Raw genomic sequence first — 20800 nt, forward strand, 5'->3', positions numbered from 1 at the left:
TCCCTGCGGCCTGAGCCGCGGTCTTCCGCGTGCTTTCCGCGGTCTGCTTCACGGCACCCGCCGCCTTCTTGGCGGGCGGCTTCACGGACGCCGCCCTCTTCGAGGATGCCGCCTTTGTGACGGATTTCGCTTTTCCTGAGGACGCCACTTTCTTCGCGGGGGTCTTGGAAACGGTCTTGGCAGGGGTCTTCGCGCGGGTCTTCGCTGGGGCCTTCGCGGGCGCCTCCACAGGGTCCGGGTCCGGCTCCTTGACACGGGATACCGATTTCCCCGCCTTCGCCGCCTTGGCGCCGCCCGCGGCGGCTTTCCTGCGTGCGGGCGCGGAAGGGGCGGGGCGTTTGGCCGCGGCCCTGGGCGCGGCTTTCCCGCGGTCCGCGGAGGCGGCCATGGGCGTCGCCTTCTTCGCCGTCGCCTTCTTCGTGGCGGTGGTCTTCTTCCCCACCATGGTCGCGACCCCTTCACATATTGTGATCTTGCTCGCGAATCGTGCCGGAACGATAAATCGCCTCCGGACCCGCGGCAACGGGGCACGCCGCCGGATTCGCCCGCCTTGCCCGGCCGGGAGGCGGGTCTGCATCCGTTGTGCCCAGCTCTTCGCCAGGTATTCCGGTACCAACCGGTAGCGAGGTGCGCACCGGGCCATTCGGGTCACTCCCACCCCGTGGGAAACCCGGCCGACGGGGTGCCCCCCGTCCCCTTACACTGGGCGGAGCGAAAGGCGTGGAAGGGGACGAGTAGCGCCGCACGCAGCCCATAGCGACCCGGGGACGGTGGAAGCCCGGGGGTGTGCGCGACGTGAAGATCACCCCGGAGCCGCCGGAAGAAAGCCCGCGTGGGCGAGTAGACCCGGTAGCGCGACCCCAATGAGGGGGCTGCGGAACGACCCCGCAAGGGGCCCGCCCGCCGCCAAGGAGGGTGGTACCGCGGGACCGGCGCAGCAGCCGGCTCTCGTCCCTCCGACGGAATACGCACGCACCAATGACGTGTCCGCCGGAGGCAGAATCCGATGACGCAGTACCGCCAGGTCCCCGCTCAGGTCGACCTGCCCGCGCTGGAGCACGAAGTGCTCGCGTTCTGGCAGGAGAACAAGGTCTTCGCCCGTTCACTGGAGCAGACCCAGGGCAAGCCGGAGTGGGTCTTCTACGAGGGCCCCCCGACCGCCAACGGCATGCCCGGCGCGCACCACATCGAGGCCCGCGTCTTCAAGGACGTCTTCCCGCGCTTCAAGACCATGCAGGGACACCATGTGACCCGCAAGGCCGGCTGGGACTGCCACGGCCTCCCGGTGGAGCTCGCCGTCGAGAAGGAGCTCGGCTTCTCCGGCAAGAAGGACATCGAGGCCTACGGCATCGCCGAGTTCAACGCGAAGTGCCGGGAGTCGGTGACCCGCCACACCGACGCCTTCGCCGAGTTGACGACCCGTATGGGCTACTGGGTCGACCTGGACGAGGCCTACCGCACGATGGACCCCGAGTACATCGAGTCCGTCTGGTGGTCGCTGAAGCAGATCTTCGACAAGGACCTGCTCGTCCAGGACCACCGCGTCGCGCCCTGGTGCCCGCGCTGCGGCACCGGCCTGTCCGACCACGAACTCGCCCAGGGCTACGAGACCGTGGTCGACCCCTCGGTCTTCGTGCGTTTCCCGCTCACGTCCGGCCCGCTGGCAGGCGAGGCCGCGCTCCTGGTGTGGACGACCACGCCCTGGACGCTGGTCTCCAACACCGCCGTCGCCGCGCACCCCGACGTCACCTACGTCGTCGCGACCGACGGCAAGGAGCGGCTGGTCGTCGCCGAGCCGCTGCTCGGCAAGGCGCTCGGCGAAGGCTGGGAGGCCACCGGGCAGTCGTTCACCGGCCGCGAGATGGAGCGCTGGACGTACGACCGGCCCTTCGAGCTGGTGGAGATGGAGGACGCCCACTTCGTCGTCAACGCCGAGTACGTCACGACCGAGGACGGCACGGGCCTGGTCCACCAGGCGCCCGCCTTCGGTGAGGACGACCTCAAGACCTGCCGCGGCTACGGCCTGCCCGTGGTCAACCCGGTGCGCCCCGACGGCACCTTCGAGGAGGAACTGGAGCTCGTCGGCGGCCAGTTCTTCAAGAAGGCGGACGAGGCCCTGGTGGCCGACCTCCAGGAGCGCGGCCGGCTCTTCCGGCACCTGCCCTACGAGCACAGCTACCCGCACTGCTGGCGCTGCCACACCGCGCTGCTCTACTACGCGCAGCCGTCCTGGTACATCAGGACGACCGCGGTCAAGGACGCGCTGCTGCGCGAGAACGAGCGCACCAACTGGTTCCCCGAGACGGTCAAGCACGGCCGCTTCGGCGACTGGCTGAACAACAACATCGACTGGGCGCTGTCCCGGAACCGCTACTGGGGCACCCCGCTGCCCATCTGGCGCTGCGGGGAGGGCCATCTCACGTGCGTCGGCTCCCTGGCGGAGCTGTCGGAGCTGGCCGGCACCGACCAGTCCGGCCTGGACCCGCACCGCCCGTTCATCGACGACGTCACTTTCGCGTGCCCGCAGTGCTCGGCCCCCTCCGAGCGGGTGCCCGAGGTCATCGACGCCTGGTACGACTCCGGCTCCATGCCGTTCGCGCAGTGGGGCTACCCGTACCGCAACAAGGAAGTGTTCGAGCGCAGCTACCCCGCGCAGTTCATCTCCGAGGCGATCGACCAGACCCGCGGCTGGTTCTACACGCTGATGGCGGTCGGCACCCTGGTCTTCGACCGGAACTCCTACGAGAACGTGGTCTGCCTCGGCCACATCCTCGCCGAGGACGGCCGGAAGATGTCCAAGCACCTGGGCAACACCCTGGATCCCATCCCGCTCATGGACCAGCACGGCGCCGACGCCGTGCGCTGGTTCATGGCGGCCGGCGGCTCGCCCTGGGCCGCGCGGCGGGTCGGCCACGGCACGATCCAGGAGGTCGTCCGCAAGACGCTGCTGACCTACTGGAACACGGTCGCCTTCCAGGCCCTGTACGCGCGCACCTCCGGCTGGGCCCCCGGCGACGCCGACCCGGCGCCCGCTGACCGCCCGCTGCTGGACCGCTGGCTGCTCGGTGAACTCGGCGCCCTGGTGCGCGATGTCACCGGCGCGCTGGAGTCCTACGACACCCAGCGGGCCGGCAAGCTGCTCTCCTCCTTCGTGGACGACCTGTCCAACTGGTACGTCCGCCGCTCCCGGCGCCGCTTCTGGCAGGGCGACCGGGCGGCGCTGCGCACCCTGCACGACGTCGTGGAGACCGTGACCCGGCTGATGGCGCCCCTGGTGCCGTTCATCACCGAGCGCGTCTGGCAGGACCTGGTCGTCCCGGTCACCCCGGGCGCACCGGAGTCCGTGCACCTGACGAGCTGGCCGGCGGTGGACGAGGCGCTCGTCGACCCCGTCCTGTCCGAGCAGATGGCCCTCGTACGGCGTCTGGTGGAGCTGGGCCGGGCCACGCGGGCGGAATCCGGGGTCAAGACCCGACAGCCCCTCTCGCGGGCGCTGGTGGCCGCGGCGGGCTTCGAGTCGCTGGGCGAGGAACTGCGGGCGCAGATCGCGGAGGAACTGAACGTCGCCTCCCTGGCGTCGCTCAGCGAGGTCGGCGGCTCCCTGGTCGACACCACGGCCAAGGCCAACTTCCGCGCGCTGGGCAAGCGCTTCGGCAAGGGAGTCCAGGCCGTCGCCAAGGCCATCGCCGAGTGCGAGGCGGCGGCGCTCTCGCTCGGCCTGCGCGAGGGCACGGCCTCCGTCGTGGTGGACGGCGAGCCGGTCGCCCTCTCGGCGGAGGAAGTGATCATCACCGAGACCCCGCGTGAAGGCTGGTCCGTCGCCTCCGACTCGGGCGCGACCGTCGCGCTCGACCTGGAGGTCACCCCGCAGCTGCGGCGGGCGGGTCTGGCCCGTGATGTGATCCGGCTCGTCCAGGAGGCCCGCAAGAACAGCGGCCTGGACGTCGCCGACCGCATCGCGCTGCGCTGGGCCGCCGCGGACGCGGAGCTGGCCTCGGCCCTGGAGGAGCACGCGGGGCTCGTCGCGGACGAGGTCCTCGCGACGGACTTCGCCTCCGGCGGCCCCGAGGAGGGCTACGGACCCGCCTTCACCGACGAGGCCCTGGGCCTCACCTTCCACCTCCGCAAGCGCTGAACGGCAAGCGGCGGGCGGTGAACGGAGTACGCCGCGCTTAGCCCATCCGGGTGCACGCGCGCCCAAGCCGCCCCCGTCCACATCACCGTGGACGGGGGCGGCTTTTTGCGCGGCCGGCGTCCCCCTGCCAGGACCCGGGAAGCACAAAAGGGCCGGGCCCCCGAGGGAAGCGATTCCCTGGGGGCCCGGCCCTGTGTGGTGCCGTGGTGCGCGCCGCGTGAGCGGCCGAAGCGACTTAGTTGTCGTCCTCGTCGATCAGGAACCCGCGCATCGGCGTGGGCGCCTGCTGCAGCGGCGCCGGCCCCTGCGGCCGCACCGGTGCCATCGGCTGGGTCATGGCCGGCGACATCTGCTGCTGGCCGCCGTAGGTCGGGTTGGGGCCGCCGTGACCGCCCATGCCCTGACCGCCGTAGCTCTGGCCGCCGCCCATGGTGCCGGCACCGGCCGTGGCCATGCCACCGCCCATGGTGCCGCCACCCATGCCACCGCCCATACCGCCGGAACCGGAGGAGAGGGAGGGGGCCGCGGAGGTCCGCGGCGGGGCGAGCGAGTCGTCGGCCTGGTTCTCCAGCTGGCGCAGCTGGCTCTCCAGGTAGGACTTCAGACGGGTGCGGTACTCGCGCTCGAAGCCACGCAGGTCCTCGACCTTGCGCTCCAGCGTCGCGCGGGCGGACTCCAGGGAGCCCATGGCAACGCGGTGCTTCTCCTGCGCGTCCCGCTCAAGCGCGTCCGCCTTGGCGCGGGCGTCCCGCTCCAGACCCTCGGCGCGGCTGCGGGCCTCGCCGACGATCTTGTTGGCCTCGGCGCGGGCCTCGGCGATCGCCTGGTCGGCCGTCTGCTGGGCGAGCGAGAGCACACGGGCGGCGCTGTCGCCGCCGGGGCCCTGCTGCTGCATGGGGTGCTGGCCCATCGGACCGGGACCCTGCTGCTGCATAGGGTGCTGGCCCATGTGGCCGGGACCCTGCTGCTGCATCGGGTGCTGACCCATCGGACCGGGACCCTGCTGCTGCATCGGGTGCTGGCCCTGCATGGGGCCCTGCTGCTGCATGGGGTGCTGGCCCATGTGGCCCTGCTGAGCGCTGGGCCCGGCGGGCAGGGCGAGGCCACTGCCGGGTCCCTGGGGGCCGCCCATCTGCTGCGGCGGCACCGGCTGCGGTCCGGATATGGCGGCGGGCACGGGGGCCCCGGGGCCGCCGCGGCCGTCCTGCGGCTCGGGCTTGCGCATACCCTGCTGCTGGTTCTGCGCGGCGGCGCGGGTGGCCGCCGCCAGCTTCGCCCGCAGGTCCTCGTTCTCGCGCAGCAGCCTGGTCAGTTCCGCCTCGACCTCGTCGAGGAAGGCGTCCACCTCGTCCTCGTCATAGCCTTCTCGGAGGCGGACGGTAGTGAACTGCTTGTTCCGCACGTCCTCGGGGGTCAGTGGCATCTCTTCACCTCAACGTGATCGTCGACATATCGGGAGCCCGCATCGGTCATCTCAAGCCCCCCACGACGGTGAGCAGGATGTACACGATGATCATCAATACGAAGAAGGACAGGTCGAGCGCCACGCCCCCGAGACGCAGCGGCGGAATGAACCGCCGCAGAAGCTTGAGTGGCGGATCGGTGACAGTGTAGGTGGTCTCCAGGACGACCACCATGGGCTTCCCAGGCTGCCACGATCGGGCGAACTGGAAGACATAGTCCATCACCAACCGGAAGATCAGGACAAGCAGGAAGCACATCAACGCGATCCACAGCACCTGGAGTGCGATGTCCATCGCGCGTCCCTCTCCTCTGCCTGTTCGTGGGCCTCGCGGCCGGTTTCATACGGTTGCGTATCTCAGCTCTGATTGAAGAACCCGCCCTCGGCGATGCGGGCCTTGTCCTCCGCCGTGACATCGACGTTAGCAGGCGACAGCAGAAACACCTTCTGCGTCACCCGCTCGATGCTCCCGTGCAGCCCGAAGACCAGACCGGCGGCGAAGTCGACAAGTCGCTTTGCGTCCGTGTCGTCCATCTCCGTCAGATTCATGATCACCGGGGTGCCCTCGCGGAAGTGTTCCCCGATGGTACGGGCTTCGTTGTACGTCCGGGGGTGGAGTGTCGTGATCCGGTACGGCTCTCGTTCGGACACGACCTTGGGCATGATCACCGGTGCGTTCTTCTCCAGGCTATGGCGTTCTTGTGTGATGGATGCCACTGGGGCGATCCGTGGTTCCCGAGGGACCGGCGGGTGCACGAGGCGTGCCGGCTCTTCCGGTTGCGTCTGGTGCGGCGGCTGGTGGGACGGGTGCGGCTGGTGCGGCTGGTGCGACCGGCGGGGACGCTCCGGCTCCGGCTCGGGCTCGAACTCGTCGTCCGGGTCGAATCCCGGGCCGTCGTACCCGTCGTCCTCCACGAGGCCGAGGTAGACCGCCATCTTGCGCATCGCGCCGGCCATGCTCTGCGTCCTCTCAGCGGGGAAAGACCATATTTTTTGTGTGGTCCGACTTGGTTGGTGACGTTACCGGAGCCCGGTCCGGACTCCGAGTACCGCGCTACCGATGCGTACGTGTGTCGCACCTGCGGCAACGGCCTCTTCGAGATCCGCGCTCATCCCTGCCGAGACCATGTTCGCAGCAGGATGCATCTCGCGCAGGCAGGATGAGATTTCCGCCAGCCGGCCGAACGCGGCGCGGGATTGACCCGCGTAGGCGCCGGCCAGCGGCGCGACCGTCATGAGGCCGTCAAGTCGCAAGCCCGGAGCGGCAGTCACCGCTTCGGCGATCCCTTCGACGGCATCGGGTGCGATTCCGCCACGGGCACCCTGGGCCCCCGACTCCGCGTCCAGCGCCACCTGGACGAGGCAGCCCAGTTCACGTCCGGCCCGGTCCGACTTCATGACCGCGGCGGACAGCGCCTCGACCAGCCGGACCCGGTCCACCGAGTGCACGACGTCGGCGTAACCCACCACCGAGCGCACCTTGTTGGTCTGCAACTGGCCGACGAAGTGCCAGCTGAGCAGCAGATCCGCACAGGCCTCGGCCTTGGGCGCGGCATCCTGGTCGCGGTTCTCGGCGACCTCGCGGACGCCGAGTTCCGACAGGATCCGGACGTCACTGGCGGGATAGGTCTTGGTGACCACGATCAGGGTCACCTCGTCCCGGGCCCGGCCGGCGGCCTCGCACGCCGCGGCGATGCGCTGCTCCACGCGGGCCAGATTCGCCGCGAGTTCGGCCCGCCGCTCGTCCGTTCGGCCGGTCATCGTGCGTCGCTCACTGGTCGCCGTCCAGCCAGACATATCCGGCGAGCCGTCCGGTGGTGCGCTCGCGGCGGTAGGAGAAGTGGTCGCCCGACTCCATGGTGCAGATATGTGATTTCTCACCTGCGGGAACGCCGAGACGGGCCAGTTGGGCGTGGACCCCGGCGGCGACATCGACGGAGGGGGTGCCCCAGCTGGTGGTGGCCCGCGCCTCGGGGACGGCCGACGCGACGTCCGCCCGCATCTGCTCGGGCACTTCGTAGCAGGCGCCGCAGACCGAGGGCCCGGTGACGGCGATGATCCGCTCCGGCCGGGCGCCGAGCCCGACCATCGCCTCGACCGTCGCGGGGACGACTCCGGCGACCAGTCCCGGCCGGCCGGCGTGGGCCGCGGCGACGACTCCGGCTTCGGTGTCGGCCAGCAGGACGGGGACGCAGTCGGCGGTCAGCACCGCGAGCGCGAGACCGGGCCGGGTGGTGACGATCGCGTCCACCTCCGGTACCCGGTGCTCACCCCATGGGGCGGCGACCACGGCCACGTCGTTGCCGTGCACCTGCTTCATCCACACCACGTGCGCCGGGTCCAGGCCCAGTTCAGCGGCGGCGAGGCCACGGTTGGAGAGTACGGCGGCGGGGTCGTCGCCGACCGCACCGCCGAGATTGAGGCTGTCGTACGGAGCGGCGCTCACCCCGCCCCACCTGTCGGTGAAGGCGAAATGGGCGCCGCCCGGACGTGCGTGGTTGTGCGTTATCACGTGAGGGAGTGCTTACTTGAGGAAGTCGGGTACGTCGAGTTCCTCGGCGCTGGTGTCCTGGTAGGGACGCGCCGGGGGAACCTGCGGGGCGGCCGGCTGGGCCGGGACCTCGGCCACCGGCTCGGGCTGGGCCGGCTCCTCGTCGCGCTGGGTGACACTGCCCAGACCCGCGAAGGCCGGACGCGCGGGCTCGGCCGGCGGGGTGGCCGGGCGGACCGGGGAGGCCGCCGTCGTGCTGCTGTCGTCACGCGAGCTGCCGTACGCGCCGAGCACCTTGTCCCGGTTGCTGCGGGTCGGGGGCTGGCCGCCGTCGAACCCGGCCGCGATGACGGTGACCCGGACCTCGTCGCCCAGGGCGTCGTCGATGACGGCACCGAAGATGATGTTGGCCTCGGGGTGCGCGGCCTCGCTGACCAGCTGGGCCGACTCGTTGATCTCGAACAGGCCGAGGTCGGAGCCGCCGGAGATGGAGAGCAGCACGCCGCGCGCTCCGTCGATGGACGCCTCCAGCAGCGGGGACGAGATCGCCATCTCCGCGGCGGCGACCGCGCGGTCGTCGCCGCGGGCCGAGCCGATGCCCATGAGAGCGGAACCCGCCTCGGACATCACGGACTTCACATCGGCGAAGTCGAGGTTGATAAGGCCCGGTGTGGTGATCAGATCGGTGATGCCCTGGACACCGGAGAGCAGCACCTGGTCCGCGGACCGGAAGGCGTCCAGCACGCTCACCTGGCGGTCCGAGATGGACAGCAGCCGGTCGTTGGGGATCACGATGAGGGTGTCGACCTCGTCGCGCAGCTGGGCGATGCCGTCCTCGGCCTGGTTGGCGCGGCGGCGGCCCTCGAAGGTGAACGGGCGGGTGACCACCCCGATCGTGAGGGCGCCCAGCGTGCGGGCGATGTTGGCGACCACAGGCGCGCCACCGGTGCCGGTGCCGCCGCCCTCACCCGCGGTGACGAAGACCATGTCGGCGCCCTTGAGCACCTCTTCGATCTCCTCGCGGTGGTCCTCGGCGGCCTTGCGGCCGACATCCGGGTTGGCGCCGGCACCGAGGCCGCGCGTGAGTTCGCGGCCGACGTCGAGTTTCACGTCGGCGTCGCTCATCAGCAGGGCCTGTGCATCGGTGTTGATCGCGATGAACTCGACGCCCTTGAGACCGACCTCGATCATCCGGTTGATGGCGTTGACGCCACCGCCGCCGATGCCGACGACCTTGATGACTGCGAGGTAGTTCTGCGGTGCTGCCACGTCGAAGGCCTCTCGCCTCGAGTTACGTATACCTGTGGGACGGTCGGGAGGTGCCGGCCGACCCGAACCCTAACCCTCAGGTTTAGGGTTACCAGTATGTCTGTCCCGCACGTTCTTTGGGACAGGACACTAAATCGACAAGCGGTTCGCGTTCAACGAACACGCCGAACCTCCCGTTTTTCTTTTGACCCTATGTGATCACGCAGGTGCCGGACCAACCAGGGTGTCGAACTGAAGGCTGAGACGTCAACCGTCCGATGCCGCAGGGGCTGTTGGGGCACTCACGTCGTAGAAGACAGCACCCTCTTCGACTTTCATGAGCGCGGCGAGCGCGAACGCCTTTTCCTCGCCCCGCTCCACACTCCCCCACACCACGGTGCGTCCGCCCGCCAACTCCACCGAGATGTCGTCCCAGGAGCGCACTTGGATCAGACGGGCCTGCTGGTAGGCGGCTTTCGGGAGGTCGGCGGCGACCTGGACGGCGGCGGCGAGGAGGCGTTTCGTCCCGAAATGGCGATAGCTCGCCGAGTCGCGGTCAGGGCTCAATTCGATGACCGGGACACCCTTGATCAGGTCATGGATCTCCGCGAACCGTACGCCGTCGGCGTCCACTTCGATGAAGTTCCCGCCATCTTTCACCAGGGCCGCGGGAGTTCGCTCCGTCACTTTAAGAACGATCGTGTGCGGCCATGAACGTTCCACTGTCACATTCGCGATCCGGGGAAGGCGCTCACGCAGCCGGCCGCCCACCGCATCGGTGTCCACGGAGACCAACGGACCACCCAGCGGCACCTCGGCGGCGTCCCGCACTTCGTCCGGGGTCAGCACATCGGTGCCGCTCACGGTGACGGACGTCGTGCGCAGCCATGCCGAGCCGTACACCAGCCAGGCGGACGTGCCCGTGAGAACGCCGGCGGCCGCGAGCGCCGCGAGCGTGATCGCACGGCGGCGGCGGGCCGATCGCGGCGACGGCCGGAACTCGTCGTCGTCCTGGTCGCCGGCCGGCTCGGCGGTGGTCGGTACGGCCACGTTCGTCTCCGGGGGTCGGGGGTGGGTTCGTCCACTGCGCAGCAGGCTAGCCGCCCCGCGCGGTTCCCCGGCGGCCGCACGCCGGTGGGTGGGCCGGGGCCCACCCACCGGGCTCAGCGACGACGGGCGGCGATCGCCTCACGGACCATGCCGACGAGCAGCTCGTCGGCGTGCGGGCGGCCGAACTCGGCCGCGGCACGGGACATTTCATACAGTCGGTGCGGATCGGTCAGAACCGGCAGAACGTTGCCCAGCACCCACTCGGCGGTGAGTTCGGCGTCGTCGACGATGACACCGCCGCCGGCCTTCACCACCGGCTGGGCGTTGAGGCGCTGCTCGCCGTTGCCGATCGGCAGCGGGACGTAGGCAGCCGGAAGGCCCACGGCGGACAACTCCGCGACCGTCATGGCGCCGGCACGGCAGAGCATCATGTCGGCGGCGGCGTAGGCCAGATCCATCCGGTCGAGATAGGGCACCGGGATGTACTGCGGCATGCCGGGCATATTGTCGGCCAGCGGGAGTTCGTTCTTCGGGCCGACCGCGTGCAGGATCTGCACGCCGGACTGCTGCAGGCGCGGGGCGACCGAGGCGACCACCTCGTTGAGCCGCCGGGCGCCCTGTGAGCCGCCGGAGACCAGCAGGGTCGGCAGGGTCTGGTCGAGCCCGAACGCGGCCCGCGCCTCGGCCCGTACCGCGGCGCGGTCCAGCGTCGCGATGGACCTGCGCAGCGGGATGCCGATGTAACGGGAGTGCCGGAGCTTGCTGTCGGGGGTGCTCACCGCGACGTAGTCGGTGTAGCGCGAGCCGATCTTGTTCGCCAGGCCGGGGCGGGCGTTGGCCTCGTGCACCACGATCGGCACGCCGAGGCGCTTGGCGGCCAGATAGCCGGGCAGTGCCACATAACCGCCGAAACCGACCAGGGCGTCCGCCTTGGTGCGCTCCAGGATCTGCTCCGCGGCCTTGATCGTGCCGCGCAGCCGCCCGGGGACGGTGATCAGCTCGGGGGTGGGCTTCCGTGGCAGCGGGACGGCGGGGATCAGGGCCAGTTCATAACCGCGCTCGGGCACGAGCCGGGTCTCCAGACCCCGTTCCGTGCCCAGCGCGGTGATCCCCACGGTCGGGTCCTGCCTGCGCAGGGCATCAGCGAGCGCGAGCGCGGGCTCGATGTGGCCGGCGGTCCCCCCACCGGCGAGTACGACATGCACCGAAATTCACCGCTCCCTGGACGGCCGCCGTCTGACGAGCCGCCTCATTGTCCGTGTCATTGCCCCCGGCCAGTAGCCGGGCCCCCGCGCCTTGAGTGCCGCCCGCGCCCCGGGCTCACTCCTCGCGAAGGAGATGAGCAGCCCGATCGCGAACATGGTCGGCAGGAGAGCCGAACCTCCGTAGGAGAACAGCGGGAGCGGGACGCCGGCGATCGGCAGCAGACCGAGCACCGCACCGATGTTGACCACGAACTGCGCCGTGATCCACGTCGTCACACCACCCGCGGCAAACCTCACGAAGGGGTCCTCCGTACGACCGGCCACGCGGATACCCGCATAGCCTAGAGCCGCGAAGAGGGCGAGCACCGACAGCGTCCCCGCCAGGCCCAGTTCCTCCCCGGTCACGGCGAAGATGAAGTCGGTGTGCGGTTCAGGCAATTGGCCCCATTTTTCCACACTCGCACCGAGACCGGAACCGAACCATCCGCCGGAGGCCAGGGCGTAGATCCCGTGCACGGCCTGCCAGCAGCCGCCACTGGGAGTGACGTCGGTGGCACCGATGCAGGCGAGCCGGCCCATCCGGTTGCCGCTGGTCTTGATCAGCAGGAAGCCGATGACGCCCGCCACCGCCAGCACACCGGCGAACAGCCGCGTGGGGGCGCCGGCGATCCACAGCAGGCCGAAGAGGATCGCGGTCAGGATGATGGCGGTGCCCATGTCGCCGCCGAGCATGATGAGGCCGAGCAGCAGAAAGGCGATCGGCACCAGCGGGATCAGCAGGTGCTTCCACTGGACGAGCAGCTTCTTGTCGTCCTTGCGGGCCAGCAGGTCCGCGCCCCACAGCACGAGGGCGAGCTTGCCGAACTCACTGGGCTGGAGCTGGAACGGCCCGCCGAGGTAGAGCCAGTTCTGGTTGCCGTGGACCGACTGCCCTATCCCCGGCACCTGCACCAGCGCCATCAGGAAGACCGAGCCCACCAGCAGCGGGTACGCCAGCGCCCGGTGCAGCCGCACGGGGATCCGCGAGCCGACGATGAGCAGTCCGGTGCCCAGCACGGCCGCGAAGAGCTGCTTGCGGAAGTAGTAGGTGGACGGCAGCCCGTACTCCAGGGCCTTGATCTGGGAGGCGGAGAAGACCATCACCAGGCCGAGGACGGTGATCAGCATGCTGCTGCCCAGGATCACGTAATAGGCCGTCAACGGGCGGTCCCAGGCCCGCTTGGCCCGGTCGAAGACGACCTTGGCGCCGCGCAGGGTGCTCCCCCGTGAGGTGCGTCGCGGGGGGCGCAACGCGGGCGGCCCGGCGCGGCCCGGCCGGGGCACTGCCGCCGGACGCGCCGGGCGGGCGGGAGCGCCGAGCGCGTTGCGGGAACGAGAACCGGAGGCGCCACCGTGGTCGGCTGCCGTCATGTCCCCTCCTTGGTCGCGGTGCGTGCCGGAGCGGCCTGCGGCTACTGCCCGGTGCCGGGAGCCCGCAGGTCCCGTACGGCCTCCGCGAACGCGTCGCCGCGGACGTTGTAGTTCGCGAACATGTCCATCGAGGCACAGGCCGGGGCCAGGAGCACCGTGTCGCCCGGGCGGGCCAGATCCCGCGCTGCGCGGACGGCGGCCGCCATCGCCCCAGTGTCGGTGCGGTCGAGGTCGACGACCGGGACCTCGGGGGCGTGTCGCGCGAGCGCTTCACCGATGAGAGCCCGGTCGGCGCCGATCAGGACGACGCCGCGCAGCCGCTTGGCGGCGCCCGTGACGAGCTCGTCGAAGGTCGCGCCCTTGGCGAGGCCGCCGGCGATCCAGACGATGTGCTCGTACGCGGCCAGCGAGGCCTCCGCGGCGTGCGTGTTGGTGGCCTTGGAGTCGTCGATGTACGTGACGTCGTCGACCGTGCCGGCGTGCGCGATGCGGTGCGCGTCCGGGCGGAAGGCGCGCAGGCCGTCGCGGACGGCGGCCGGCGGCACGCCGAAGGCGCGGGCGAGCGCGGCGGCCGCGAGCGCGTTGGCGATGTTGTGCGGTGCCGGCGGGTTCACGTCGGAGACCTCCGCCAGCTCCTGGGCGGTGGTGTGCCGCTCGGGGGCGAAGGCGCGGTCGACCAGGATGCCGTCCACGACGCCGAGTTCGGAGGGGCGGGGGCTGCCGAGGCCGAAGCCGATCGCGCGGCAGCCCTCCTCGACGTCGGCCTCGCGCACCAGTGCCTCGGTCGCCGGGTCGGCGAGGTTGTACACGCAGGCGACCTTGTTGCCCTCGTAGATGCGGCCCTTGTCGGCGGCGTAGGCGGCCATGGAGCCGTGCCAGTCGAGGTGGTCCGGGGCGAGGTTGAGCACGGCGGCGGAGTGCGGGCGCACGGAGGGCGCCCAGTGCAGTTGGTAGCTGGACAGTTCGACCGCCAGCACGTCGTACGGCTCGCCGGAGAGCACGACGTCCAGGACGGGGGTGCCGATGTTCCCGACGGCCGCGGTGCGCAGGCCGGCGGCGCGCAGGATCGACGCCAGCATCTGCACGGTCGTGGTCTTGCCGTTGGTGCCGGTGACGGCGAGCCAGGGGGCCGCCGTGCCGGCCGAGGGGGACTCCCGCAGTCGCCAGGCCAGCTCCACGTCGCCCCAGACCTCGACGCCGGCCGCCTCGGCGGCGGTGAAGAGCGGGCTCGTGGGCTTCCAGCCGGGAGAGGTGACGATCAGTTCGGTGCCCTCGGGCAGGGTGGCGCCGTCGCCGAGCCGTACGGAGACACCGAGCGGCTCCAGGGCGGCGGCCTGCGCGCGGTGCCGCTCGCCGTCGCCGCCGTCCACGACGGTGACCCGTGCGCCCAGCGCGGCCAGCACCTCCGCGGCAGGGATCCCGGAGACCCCGAGCCCGGCCACCGTGACCCGGCGGCCCGGCAGCCCGAGCGCTCGGGCCGCCTCGACGGCGTACGCGGGCAGCGTGCGCGGGCCGCTCCGCTCGGCGCCGGATTCCTGCCCGGAGGGCGGCGTCACTGCGCGGCCACCCAGCCCGCGTAGAAGAGACCGAGGCCGACCGCCATGCACATGCCCTGGATGATCCAGAAGCGGACGACGACCAGGACCTCGCCCCAGCCCTTGAGTTCGAAGTGGTGCTGCAACGGCGCCATGCGGAAGACACGCTTGCCGGTCAGACGGAAGGAGCCCACCTGGATGACCACGGAAAGGGTGATGAGGACGAACAGGCCGCCAAGGATGGCGAGCAGCATCTCGGTGCGGGAGCAGATGGCCAGACCGGCCAGCGCGCCGCCCAGGGCGAGCGATCCGGTGTCGCCCATGAAGATCTTGGCCGGTGAGGTGTTCCACCACAGGAAGCCGAAGCAGGCGCCCATGAGCGCGGCCGCGACCACCGCGAGGTCCAGCGGATGGGGCACGTCGTAACAACCCGGCCCCGCGGTGACGACATTGGAGCAGGACTGGCCGTACTGCCAGACGCCGATGACGGTGTACGAGGCGAAGACCATCACCGAGGCGCCGGTGGCGAGGCCGTCGAGGCCGTCGGTGAGGTTCACGCCGTTCGACATCGCGAGGATCATGAACAACGCCCAGATCACGAAGATCACCGGGCCGAGGGACCAGCCGAAGTCCTGGGTGAAGGACAGCCGCGTGGAGGCGGGGGTGACCCCGCGGGAGTCGGCGAACTGCAGCGACAGCACCGCGAAGGTGATGCCCACGATCAGCTGGCCGGCCATCTTCGCCTTGGCGCGCAGACCGAGGCTGCGCTGCTTGACGATCTTGATGTAGTCGTCCAGGAAACCGACGACACCGAGGCCCGCGAAGAGGAAGAGCACCAGCAGGCCGGAGATCGTCGGCCGCTCGGAGGTGATCACCTTGGTGAGCGCGTACGCGACGAGCGTGGCCAGGATGAACGCGATGCCGCCCATGGTGGGCGTACCGCGCTTGCTGTGGTGTTCCTTGGGGCCGTCGTCACGGATGAACTGGCCGTATCCCTTGCGGGCCAGCAGCTTGATCAGCATCGGAGTGCCGATCAGGGAGAGGAACAGGCCGAGGACGCCCGAGACCAGGATCTGGTTCATTACTCAGCGCCCCCACCCTCGGCGCCGTCGGCGAGCAGCGCGAGCGCGACCCGCTCCAGTCCGACCGCCCTCGATGCCTTCACCAGCACGACGTCTCCCGGACGCAGCTCACTGCGCAACAGGTCGATCGCCGCCTCAGCGTCGGACACGTGCACCGACTCCTCACCCCACGAACCCTCGTTGTAGGCGCCCATTTGCACCCAGGCGGCCGCCTGGCCGCCGACCGCCACCAGCTTGCTGACGTTGAGCCGGACGGCGAGCCGTCCGACCGCGTCGTGTTCGGCGAGGGACTCCCCGCCGAGCTCGGCCATCTCGCCCAGCACGGCCCACGTGCGGCCCCCTCGCGCCTCCGCAGCGCGGCCCATCGCCGCGAGCGCGCGCAGAGCGGCTCGCATGGACTCGGGGTTCGCGTTGTAGGCGTCATTGACGACCGTCACGCCGTCCGGCCGTTCGACGACCTCCATACGCCAGCGTGACAGCGTCCCGGCTTCGGAGAGCGCGACGGCGATCTCCTCGGTGGGCATGCCGAGTTCACGGGCTACGGCGGCCGCGGCGAGCGCGTTCGACACGTGGTGCTCACCGTACAGGCGCAAGGTCACTTCGCTGCACCGGGTAGGTGTTGTGAGCGTGAAGACCGCCTGACCTCGGTCGTTGAGACGGACGTTCTCGGCACGCACCTCGGCGTCGGGGGACTCCCCGAACAGCACGACGCGCGCCTTGGTGCGCGATTCCATGGCGCGCACCAGGGGGTCGTCGGCGTTCAGCACGGCGATACCGCCCTCGGCGGCCTCCGGCAGCCCCTCGACCAGCTCGCCCTTGGCCTGGGCGATCTGCTCACGGCCGCCGAACTCGCCGATGTGGGCGGTCCCGACGTTGAGGACCAGGCCGATGCGCGGCGGGGTCAGCTCGGTGAGGTAGCGGATGTGGCCGATGCCGCGGGCGCCCATTTCCAGCACCAGGTGCCGGGTGGACTCGTCGGCACGCAGCGCGGTGAGGGGGAGCCCGATCTCGTTGTTGAGGGAGCCGGGGGTCCAGACGGTCGGGGCGAGCCGCTGAAGCACCTGGGCGATGAGGTCCTTGGTGCTGGTCTTGCCCGCCGAACCGGTCAGCGCCACGAGGGTCGCGCCGAGCCGTTCGATGACGTGCTTGGCCAGCCGTCCGAGGGCGAGCTGGACGTCGTCCACGACGATCGCGGGCACACCGACCGGCCGGGCGGCCAGTACGGCGACCGCGCCGGCCGCGACGGCCCGCTCCGCGTAGTCGTGGCCGTCCACGTGCTCGCCCTGGAAGGCGACGAACAGCCCGCCCGGCTGCACCTGGCGGGAGTCGATCTCCACGGACCCGGTGACCCGCAGGCCAGGGTCCGGTATGTCGTGCGTGCTCCCGCCGACCGCCTGGGCGACCTCGGCGAGGGTGAGTGGGATCACAGCTGGTCCTGGTCCTTCTCCTGCGCTGGCGTGCCCGCGGCGTGCCCGATGGCCGCGCGGAGTACTTCTCGGTCGTCGAAGGGGCGTACCACTCCGGCGATGTCCTGACCCTGCTCATGGCCCTTGCCGGCCACCAGTACGGTGTCGCCGGGCCGGGCCAGGGCGACGGCCGTCGCGATGGCCGCGGCCCGTTCCGGCTCGACGACGACATGGCCCCGCTCGTGCGCCGGGACGCCGGCGGCGCCGGACAGCATCGCGGTGAGGATCGCGAGCGGATCCTCGGACCGGGGGTTGTCGGAGGTGAGCACCACGGTGTCGGCGAGCCGCGCGGCGGCGGCGCCCATAGGGCCGCGCTTGGTCTGGTCGCGGTCGCCGCCGCAGCCCAGCACGATGTGCAGGCTGCCCTTGGTCACCTTGCGCAGCGCCCGCAGCACCGACTCGACGGCGTCGGTCTTGTGCGCGTAGTCCACGACCGCCAGGTACGGCTGGCCCGCGTCGACCCGCTCGAGCCGGCCCGGCACGCCCGGCACGGCGGCCACGCCGTCGGCGGCCGTCTGCGGGTCGATCCCGGCCACCGCGAGGGCGGCGATCGCGGCGAGCGCGTTGGCGACGTTGAAGGGCCCGGGCAGCGGCGAGACGGCACTGACGCGCCGCCCGCCGGGGCCGACGGCGGTGAACGTGGAGCGCAGCGCGCCGATCTCGACGTGCTCGGCGCGCCAGTCGGCGTCCGGATGGCCCTCGGCGGAGAAGGTCGTCACCGGCACCTGCGCCTCGCGCACCAGCCGGCGGCCGTACTCGTCGTCGATGTTGACCACGCCGAGCCGGCTGCGGCGCGGGGTGAACAGCTGCGCCTTGGCCTGGAAGTAGTCCTCCATCCCCGAGTGGAACTCCATGTGCTCGGGGCTGAGGTTGTTGAAGACGGCGACGTCGAACACCGCGCCGTCCACCCGGCCCAGCACCAGGGCGTGGCTGGAGACCTCCATGACGACCGCCCCGACGGCCCGTTCGCGCATCACCGCGAACAGCGCCTGCAGATCGGTGGCCTCGGGGGTGGTCCGCTCGCTCTTGATCCGCTCGTCGCCGATCCGCGACTCCACGGTGCCGATCAGGCCGGTGTGCGCGCCGTGGACCGCGCGCAGGCCGCCCTCGACGAGGTAGGCGGTCGTGGTCTTGCCCGAGGTGCCGGTGATGCCGATCTGGAGGAGGTCCTCGCCCGGCCGGTCGTAGATCTCGGCGGCCAGCTCGCCCATCGAGGACCGCGGGTCCTCGACTGTCAGGACGGGCAGCCCGGTCGCGGCGGCGCGCTCGGCGCCGTCCGGGTCGGTGAGGACCGCGACGGCGCCCAGATCGGCCGCCTGGGCGGCGAAGTCGGCGCCATGGAAGCGGGCCCCGGGCAGGGCCGCGTAGAGGTCGCCCGGACGGACGGCACGCGAGTCATGGGTGATCCCGGTGACCGGGGCGGCGTCCTGCGCGGGCGGCTGCGCGCCCAGCCTCGCGGCCAGATCCGCGGGCGACTTGGGGCGGACCCGGGTCGGGCGGGGCGCGCCCGGCTGGGGCTGTTCGGGTGTGGGGGACTGATCAGCGAGTGACACGGCGGTGAGAGTACCCGCCGGGCCGGGCCCGGGGCCAAAAGGCCTCCGCGCCGGTTCCCGCCCGGCACTTGGCCCGCCGGGGCGTCCGGCACGTTCCGCGTCCGCGGCGGGACCGTGCGTGCCCGCCGCGGCGGGGGCGTCCTCCGTCACGTCCGCCGTCCCCTTCCCGCCTTCGCGTGGTTCACGCCCTTCACGCCCTTCGCGCCGTTCACGTCCTTCGTGCCCCTTCACGACTTGGAGGGGTCCCACTCGACCGGCAGGCTCGGCGTCCGCGTACCGCTCGGCGCCACCCGCAGGGACTTCAGGGCGAACTCCATGACCTGCTTGAAGACCGGGCCGCAGATCTGGCCGCCGAAGTAGCTGCCGCGTGTGGGGTTCTGGATCACGCAGGAGACGGTCAGCCGGGGCTTGTCCGCCGGCGCGAAGCCCATGAAGGAGGCGGTGTAGCCACTGTAGGTGCCGGTGTCCGGGTCCACCCGGTTGGCCGTGCCGGTCTTGCCCGCGACCCGGTACCCGGCGATCCGGGCCTTGACGCCGGTGCCCTGCTCGCTGCCGACGACCGACTCCAGCATCGTGGCGAGCGTCCGCGCGGTCTTCGTGCTGACCACCCGGGTCTTCTTCGGCTCGGGGGCGGGCACGAACTGCCCGTCGGGGCCGGTCGTCCCGCGCACCAGGCTGGGTTCCACCCGGACGCCGCCGTTGGCGATCGTCGAGTAGACCGAGGTGGCCTGCACGGCGTTCAGCGACAGGCCCTGCCCGAAGGGGATGGTGTACTGCTGGGACGCGTTCCAGTCGTCCGGCTTCGCCAGGATGCCGGGCGTCTCACCGGGGAAGTCCAGCCCGGTGGGCCGCCCGATGCCGAATCGGCTCAAGTAGGAGTAGAGGACGCGATTGGCCTGTTTCTGGTTCTTGCCCAGCTGTTCCGCGGCGAGGATCGTGCCGATGTTGCTCGACTTGGCGAGCACGCCGTTGAGCGTCAGGTACCAGGTGCCGTGGTCCACGTCGTCGTGGAAGACCCGGTCGGCGCGGGGCAGTGTGCCCGGCACCGTCACATGGGTCTCCGGGGTGGCCACGCCCTCGTCGAGGACGGCGGCCATGGACATCAGCTTGCTGACGCTGCCGGGCTCGTAGGCGTCCTCGATCGCGAAGTTGTGCAGCGCCGAGGCGTCCGCCTTCGACAGGTCGTTGGCGTCGAAGCCGGGCGAGTTGGCCATGGCCAGGATCTGCCCGGTGCGGGTGTCCTGGACGACGACGTAGCCGCGGTCCGCGTCGGACTCCGCGACCTGGTCGGTGATGGCCCGCTGCGCCGCCCACTGGATGTCGCGGTCGAGGGTCAGCTCCACGTCCGTGCCGGGCTCCGCGGCCCGTTCGCGCACGCTGGCCGTGGGCACCCGGCGGCCTCCGGACTGGGCGTAGGTGATGGTGCCGTCCTTGCCGGCCAGGAGCTTGTCGAGGCTGCTCTCCAGACCGCCGCCGCCCACGTCGGAGGCGTTGACCCAGCCGATGACGCCGGCGGCGAGGTCCCCCGCGGGATAGATCCGCTTGCTGTGCCGCAGCCGGAAGACGCCGGCCAGGTAGTTGCCGTCGCCGCCCTTGGCGGCCTTGTCGGCCAGCGCGTTCTGCAGGTCCTTGATCTGGTTCCAGACCTGCGGCGACTGCTGGCGGGCGATGATCTCGTTGCGCGACTTGGGGTAGTTCGCCAGCTGCTTGGCGATGGTCTGCGCGTCGCCGTCGACGATCGGGGCCAGCAGTTCGGCCGCGCGCTGCGGGGCGTCCTTGACCTTGGCGTACTTGGGGGTGAACAGCAGCGGGTCGGCGGTGATGTCGTACGCGTCGACGGTGGTGGCCAGGTCGATGCCGTTGCGGTCGGTGACGGTCCCCCGCTCGGCGGGCAGCGTGGCCTTGAAGTTCCGGTTGATCTCGGCCTTGGCGGTGAAGGTCGCCGCGTCGACGGCCTGCACCTGGAAGAGCCGGATCACGAAGGTCAGCATCACGAGCGTGAGCGCCAGGCTCACCAGCCGCAGCCGGGGGCGCGGCCTGCCCAGCCGCAGCAGCGCCGCCCCGGACGGCGAGACCGGTCCCCGCGGCGCGGGACGGCGTCCCCGCTGCCGGGGCGGCGGGTTGCCACGGGCGTGCGCCTCCCGGGGCGGCACGGGCCTGCGC

General features: G+C 71.1%; 16 protein-coding genes. 2 read left to right on the forward strand and 14 right to left on the reverse strand.

Annotated elements, in window-relative coordinates:
- Positions 1 to 29: 29 nt before the first annotated feature.
- The gene (locus ACFWVC_RS16125; protein WP_384285044.1) at positions 30 to 623 is read left to right on the forward strand and encodes a hypothetical protein; all 594 of its coding nucleotides are present in this window, start codon (positions 30 to 32) and stop codon (positions 621 to 623) included.
- Positions 624 to 1006: 383 nt separating this feature from the next.
- The gene (gene ileS / locus ACFWVC_RS16130) at positions 1007 to 4135 is read left to right on the forward strand and encodes an isoleucine--tRNA ligase (RefSeq protein ID WP_384285046.1); all 3129 of its coding nucleotides are present in this window, start codon (positions 1007 to 1009) and stop codon (positions 4133 to 4135) included.
- Between the two features lie 235 nt (positions 4136 to 4370).
- On the opposite strand, the gene ACFWVC_RS16135 is transcribed toward ileS, so the two are convergent.
- The 14 genes from ACFWVC_RS16135 to ACFWVC_RS16200 all read right to left on the reverse strand — a co-directional run bounded on the left by ACFWVC_RS16135 (position 4371) and on the right by ACFWVC_RS16200 (position 20790).
- Positions 4371 to 5558, reverse strand: a complete 1188-nt coding sequence (locus ACFWVC_RS16135; RefSeq protein WP_384285048.1) for a DivIVA domain-containing protein — start codon at positions 5556 to 5558, stop codon at positions 4371 to 4373.
- 46 nt (positions 5559 to 5604) lie between these two features.
- Positions 5605 to 5892 carry a YggT family protein gene (locus tag ACFWVC_RS16140; protein WP_319661048.1) on the reverse strand — a complete coding sequence of 96 codons (288 nt, stop codon included), beginning with the start codon at positions 5890 to 5892 and terminating at the stop codon, positions 5605 to 5607.
- A gap of 62 nt (positions 5893 to 5954) precedes the next feature.
- A complete protein-coding gene (locus tag ACFWVC_RS16145) occupies positions 5955 to 6554 on the reverse strand; it encodes a cell division protein SepF (protein WP_360911931.1) in 600 nt (199 codons plus the stop codon).
- Positions 6555 to 6617: 63 nt separating this feature from the next.
- Entirely contained in the window at positions 6618 to 7358 is a 741-nt protein-coding gene (locus ACFWVC_RS16150; protein ID WP_384285051.1) for a YggS family pyridoxal phosphate-dependent enzyme, read from the reverse strand.
- A 10-nt stretch (positions 7359 to 7368) separates the two neighbouring features.
- Positions 7369 to 8106 carry a peptidoglycan editing factor PgeF gene (gene pgeF, locus ACFWVC_RS16155; RefSeq protein ID WP_384285083.1) on the reverse strand — a complete coding sequence of 246 codons (738 nt, stop codon included), beginning with the start codon at positions 8104 to 8106 and terminating at the stop codon, positions 7369 to 7371.
- A 15-nt stretch (positions 8107 to 8121) separates the two neighbouring features.
- Entirely contained in the window at positions 8122 to 9357 is a 1236-nt protein-coding gene (gene ftsZ, locus ACFWVC_RS16160; protein ID WP_384285054.1) for a cell division protein FtsZ, read from the reverse strand.
- 246 nt (positions 9358 to 9603) lie between these two features.
- Positions 9604 to 10386 (reverse strand): cell division protein FtsQ/DivIB, encoded by a 783-nt coding sequence (locus ACFWVC_RS16165; protein WP_384285056.1) that lies wholly within the window; start codon positions 10384 to 10386, stop codon positions 9604 to 9606.
- Between the two features lie 113 nt (positions 10387 to 10499).
- Complete coding sequence (gene murG, locus ACFWVC_RS16170; RefSeq protein WP_384285059.1) at positions 10500 to 11591, reverse strand: undecaprenyldiphospho-muramoylpentapeptide beta-N-acetylglucosaminyltransferase; 1092 nt, start codon at positions 11589 to 11591, stop codon at positions 10500 to 10502.
- A 6-nt stretch (positions 11592 to 11597) separates the two neighbouring features.
- On the reverse strand, positions 11598 to 13001 hold the full coding sequence (gene ftsW / locus ACFWVC_RS16175) for a putative lipid II flippase FtsW (RefSeq protein ID WP_384285062.1): 1404 nt from the start codon (positions 12999 to 13001) through the stop codon (positions 11598 to 11600).
- Positions 13002 to 13042: 41 nt separating this feature from the next.
- Positions 13043 to 14503 carry a UDP-N-acetylmuramoyl-L-alanine--D-glutamate ligase gene (gene murD / locus ACFWVC_RS16180; RefSeq protein WP_384285084.1) on the reverse strand — a complete coding sequence of 487 codons (1461 nt, stop codon included), beginning with the start codon at positions 14501 to 14503 and terminating at the stop codon, positions 13043 to 13045.
- Between the two features lie 50 nt (positions 14504 to 14553).
- A complete protein-coding gene (gene mraY / locus ACFWVC_RS16185) occupies positions 14554 to 15618 on the reverse strand; it encodes a phospho-N-acetylmuramoyl-pentapeptide-transferase (RefSeq protein ID WP_319661041.1) in 1065 nt (354 codons plus the stop codon).
- Positions 15618 to 17045 carry a UDP-N-acetylmuramoyl-tripeptide--D-alanyl-D-alanine ligase gene (gene murF / locus ACFWVC_RS16190; protein WP_384285066.1) on the reverse strand — a complete coding sequence of 476 codons (1428 nt, stop codon included), beginning with the start codon at positions 17043 to 17045 and terminating at the stop codon, positions 15618 to 15620. Before murF ends, mraY begins: the two co-directional genes overlap by 1 nt.
- A complete protein-coding gene (locus ACFWVC_RS16195) occupies positions 17042 to 18637 on the reverse strand; it encodes a UDP-N-acetylmuramoyl-L-alanyl-D-glutamate--2,6-diaminopimelate ligase (RefSeq protein ID WP_384285070.1) in 1596 nt (531 codons plus the stop codon). Before ACFWVC_RS16195 ends, murF begins: the two co-directional genes overlap by 4 nt.
- A gap of 227 nt (positions 18638 to 18864) precedes the next feature.
- Positions 18865 to 20790: a peptidoglycan D,D-transpeptidase FtsI family protein gene (locus ACFWVC_RS16200; protein WP_384285088.1), complete on the reverse strand. Its 1926-nt coding sequence runs from the start codon at positions 20788 to 20790 to the stop codon at positions 18865 to 18867.
- Positions 20791 to 20800: the final 10 nt, after the last annotated feature.

Source organism: Streptomyces sp. NPDC058691 (assembly GCF_042714775.1).
In the GTDB taxonomy this organism is placed as follows: domain Bacteria; phylum Actinomycetota; class Actinomycetes; order Streptomycetales; family Streptomycetaceae; genus Actinacidiphila.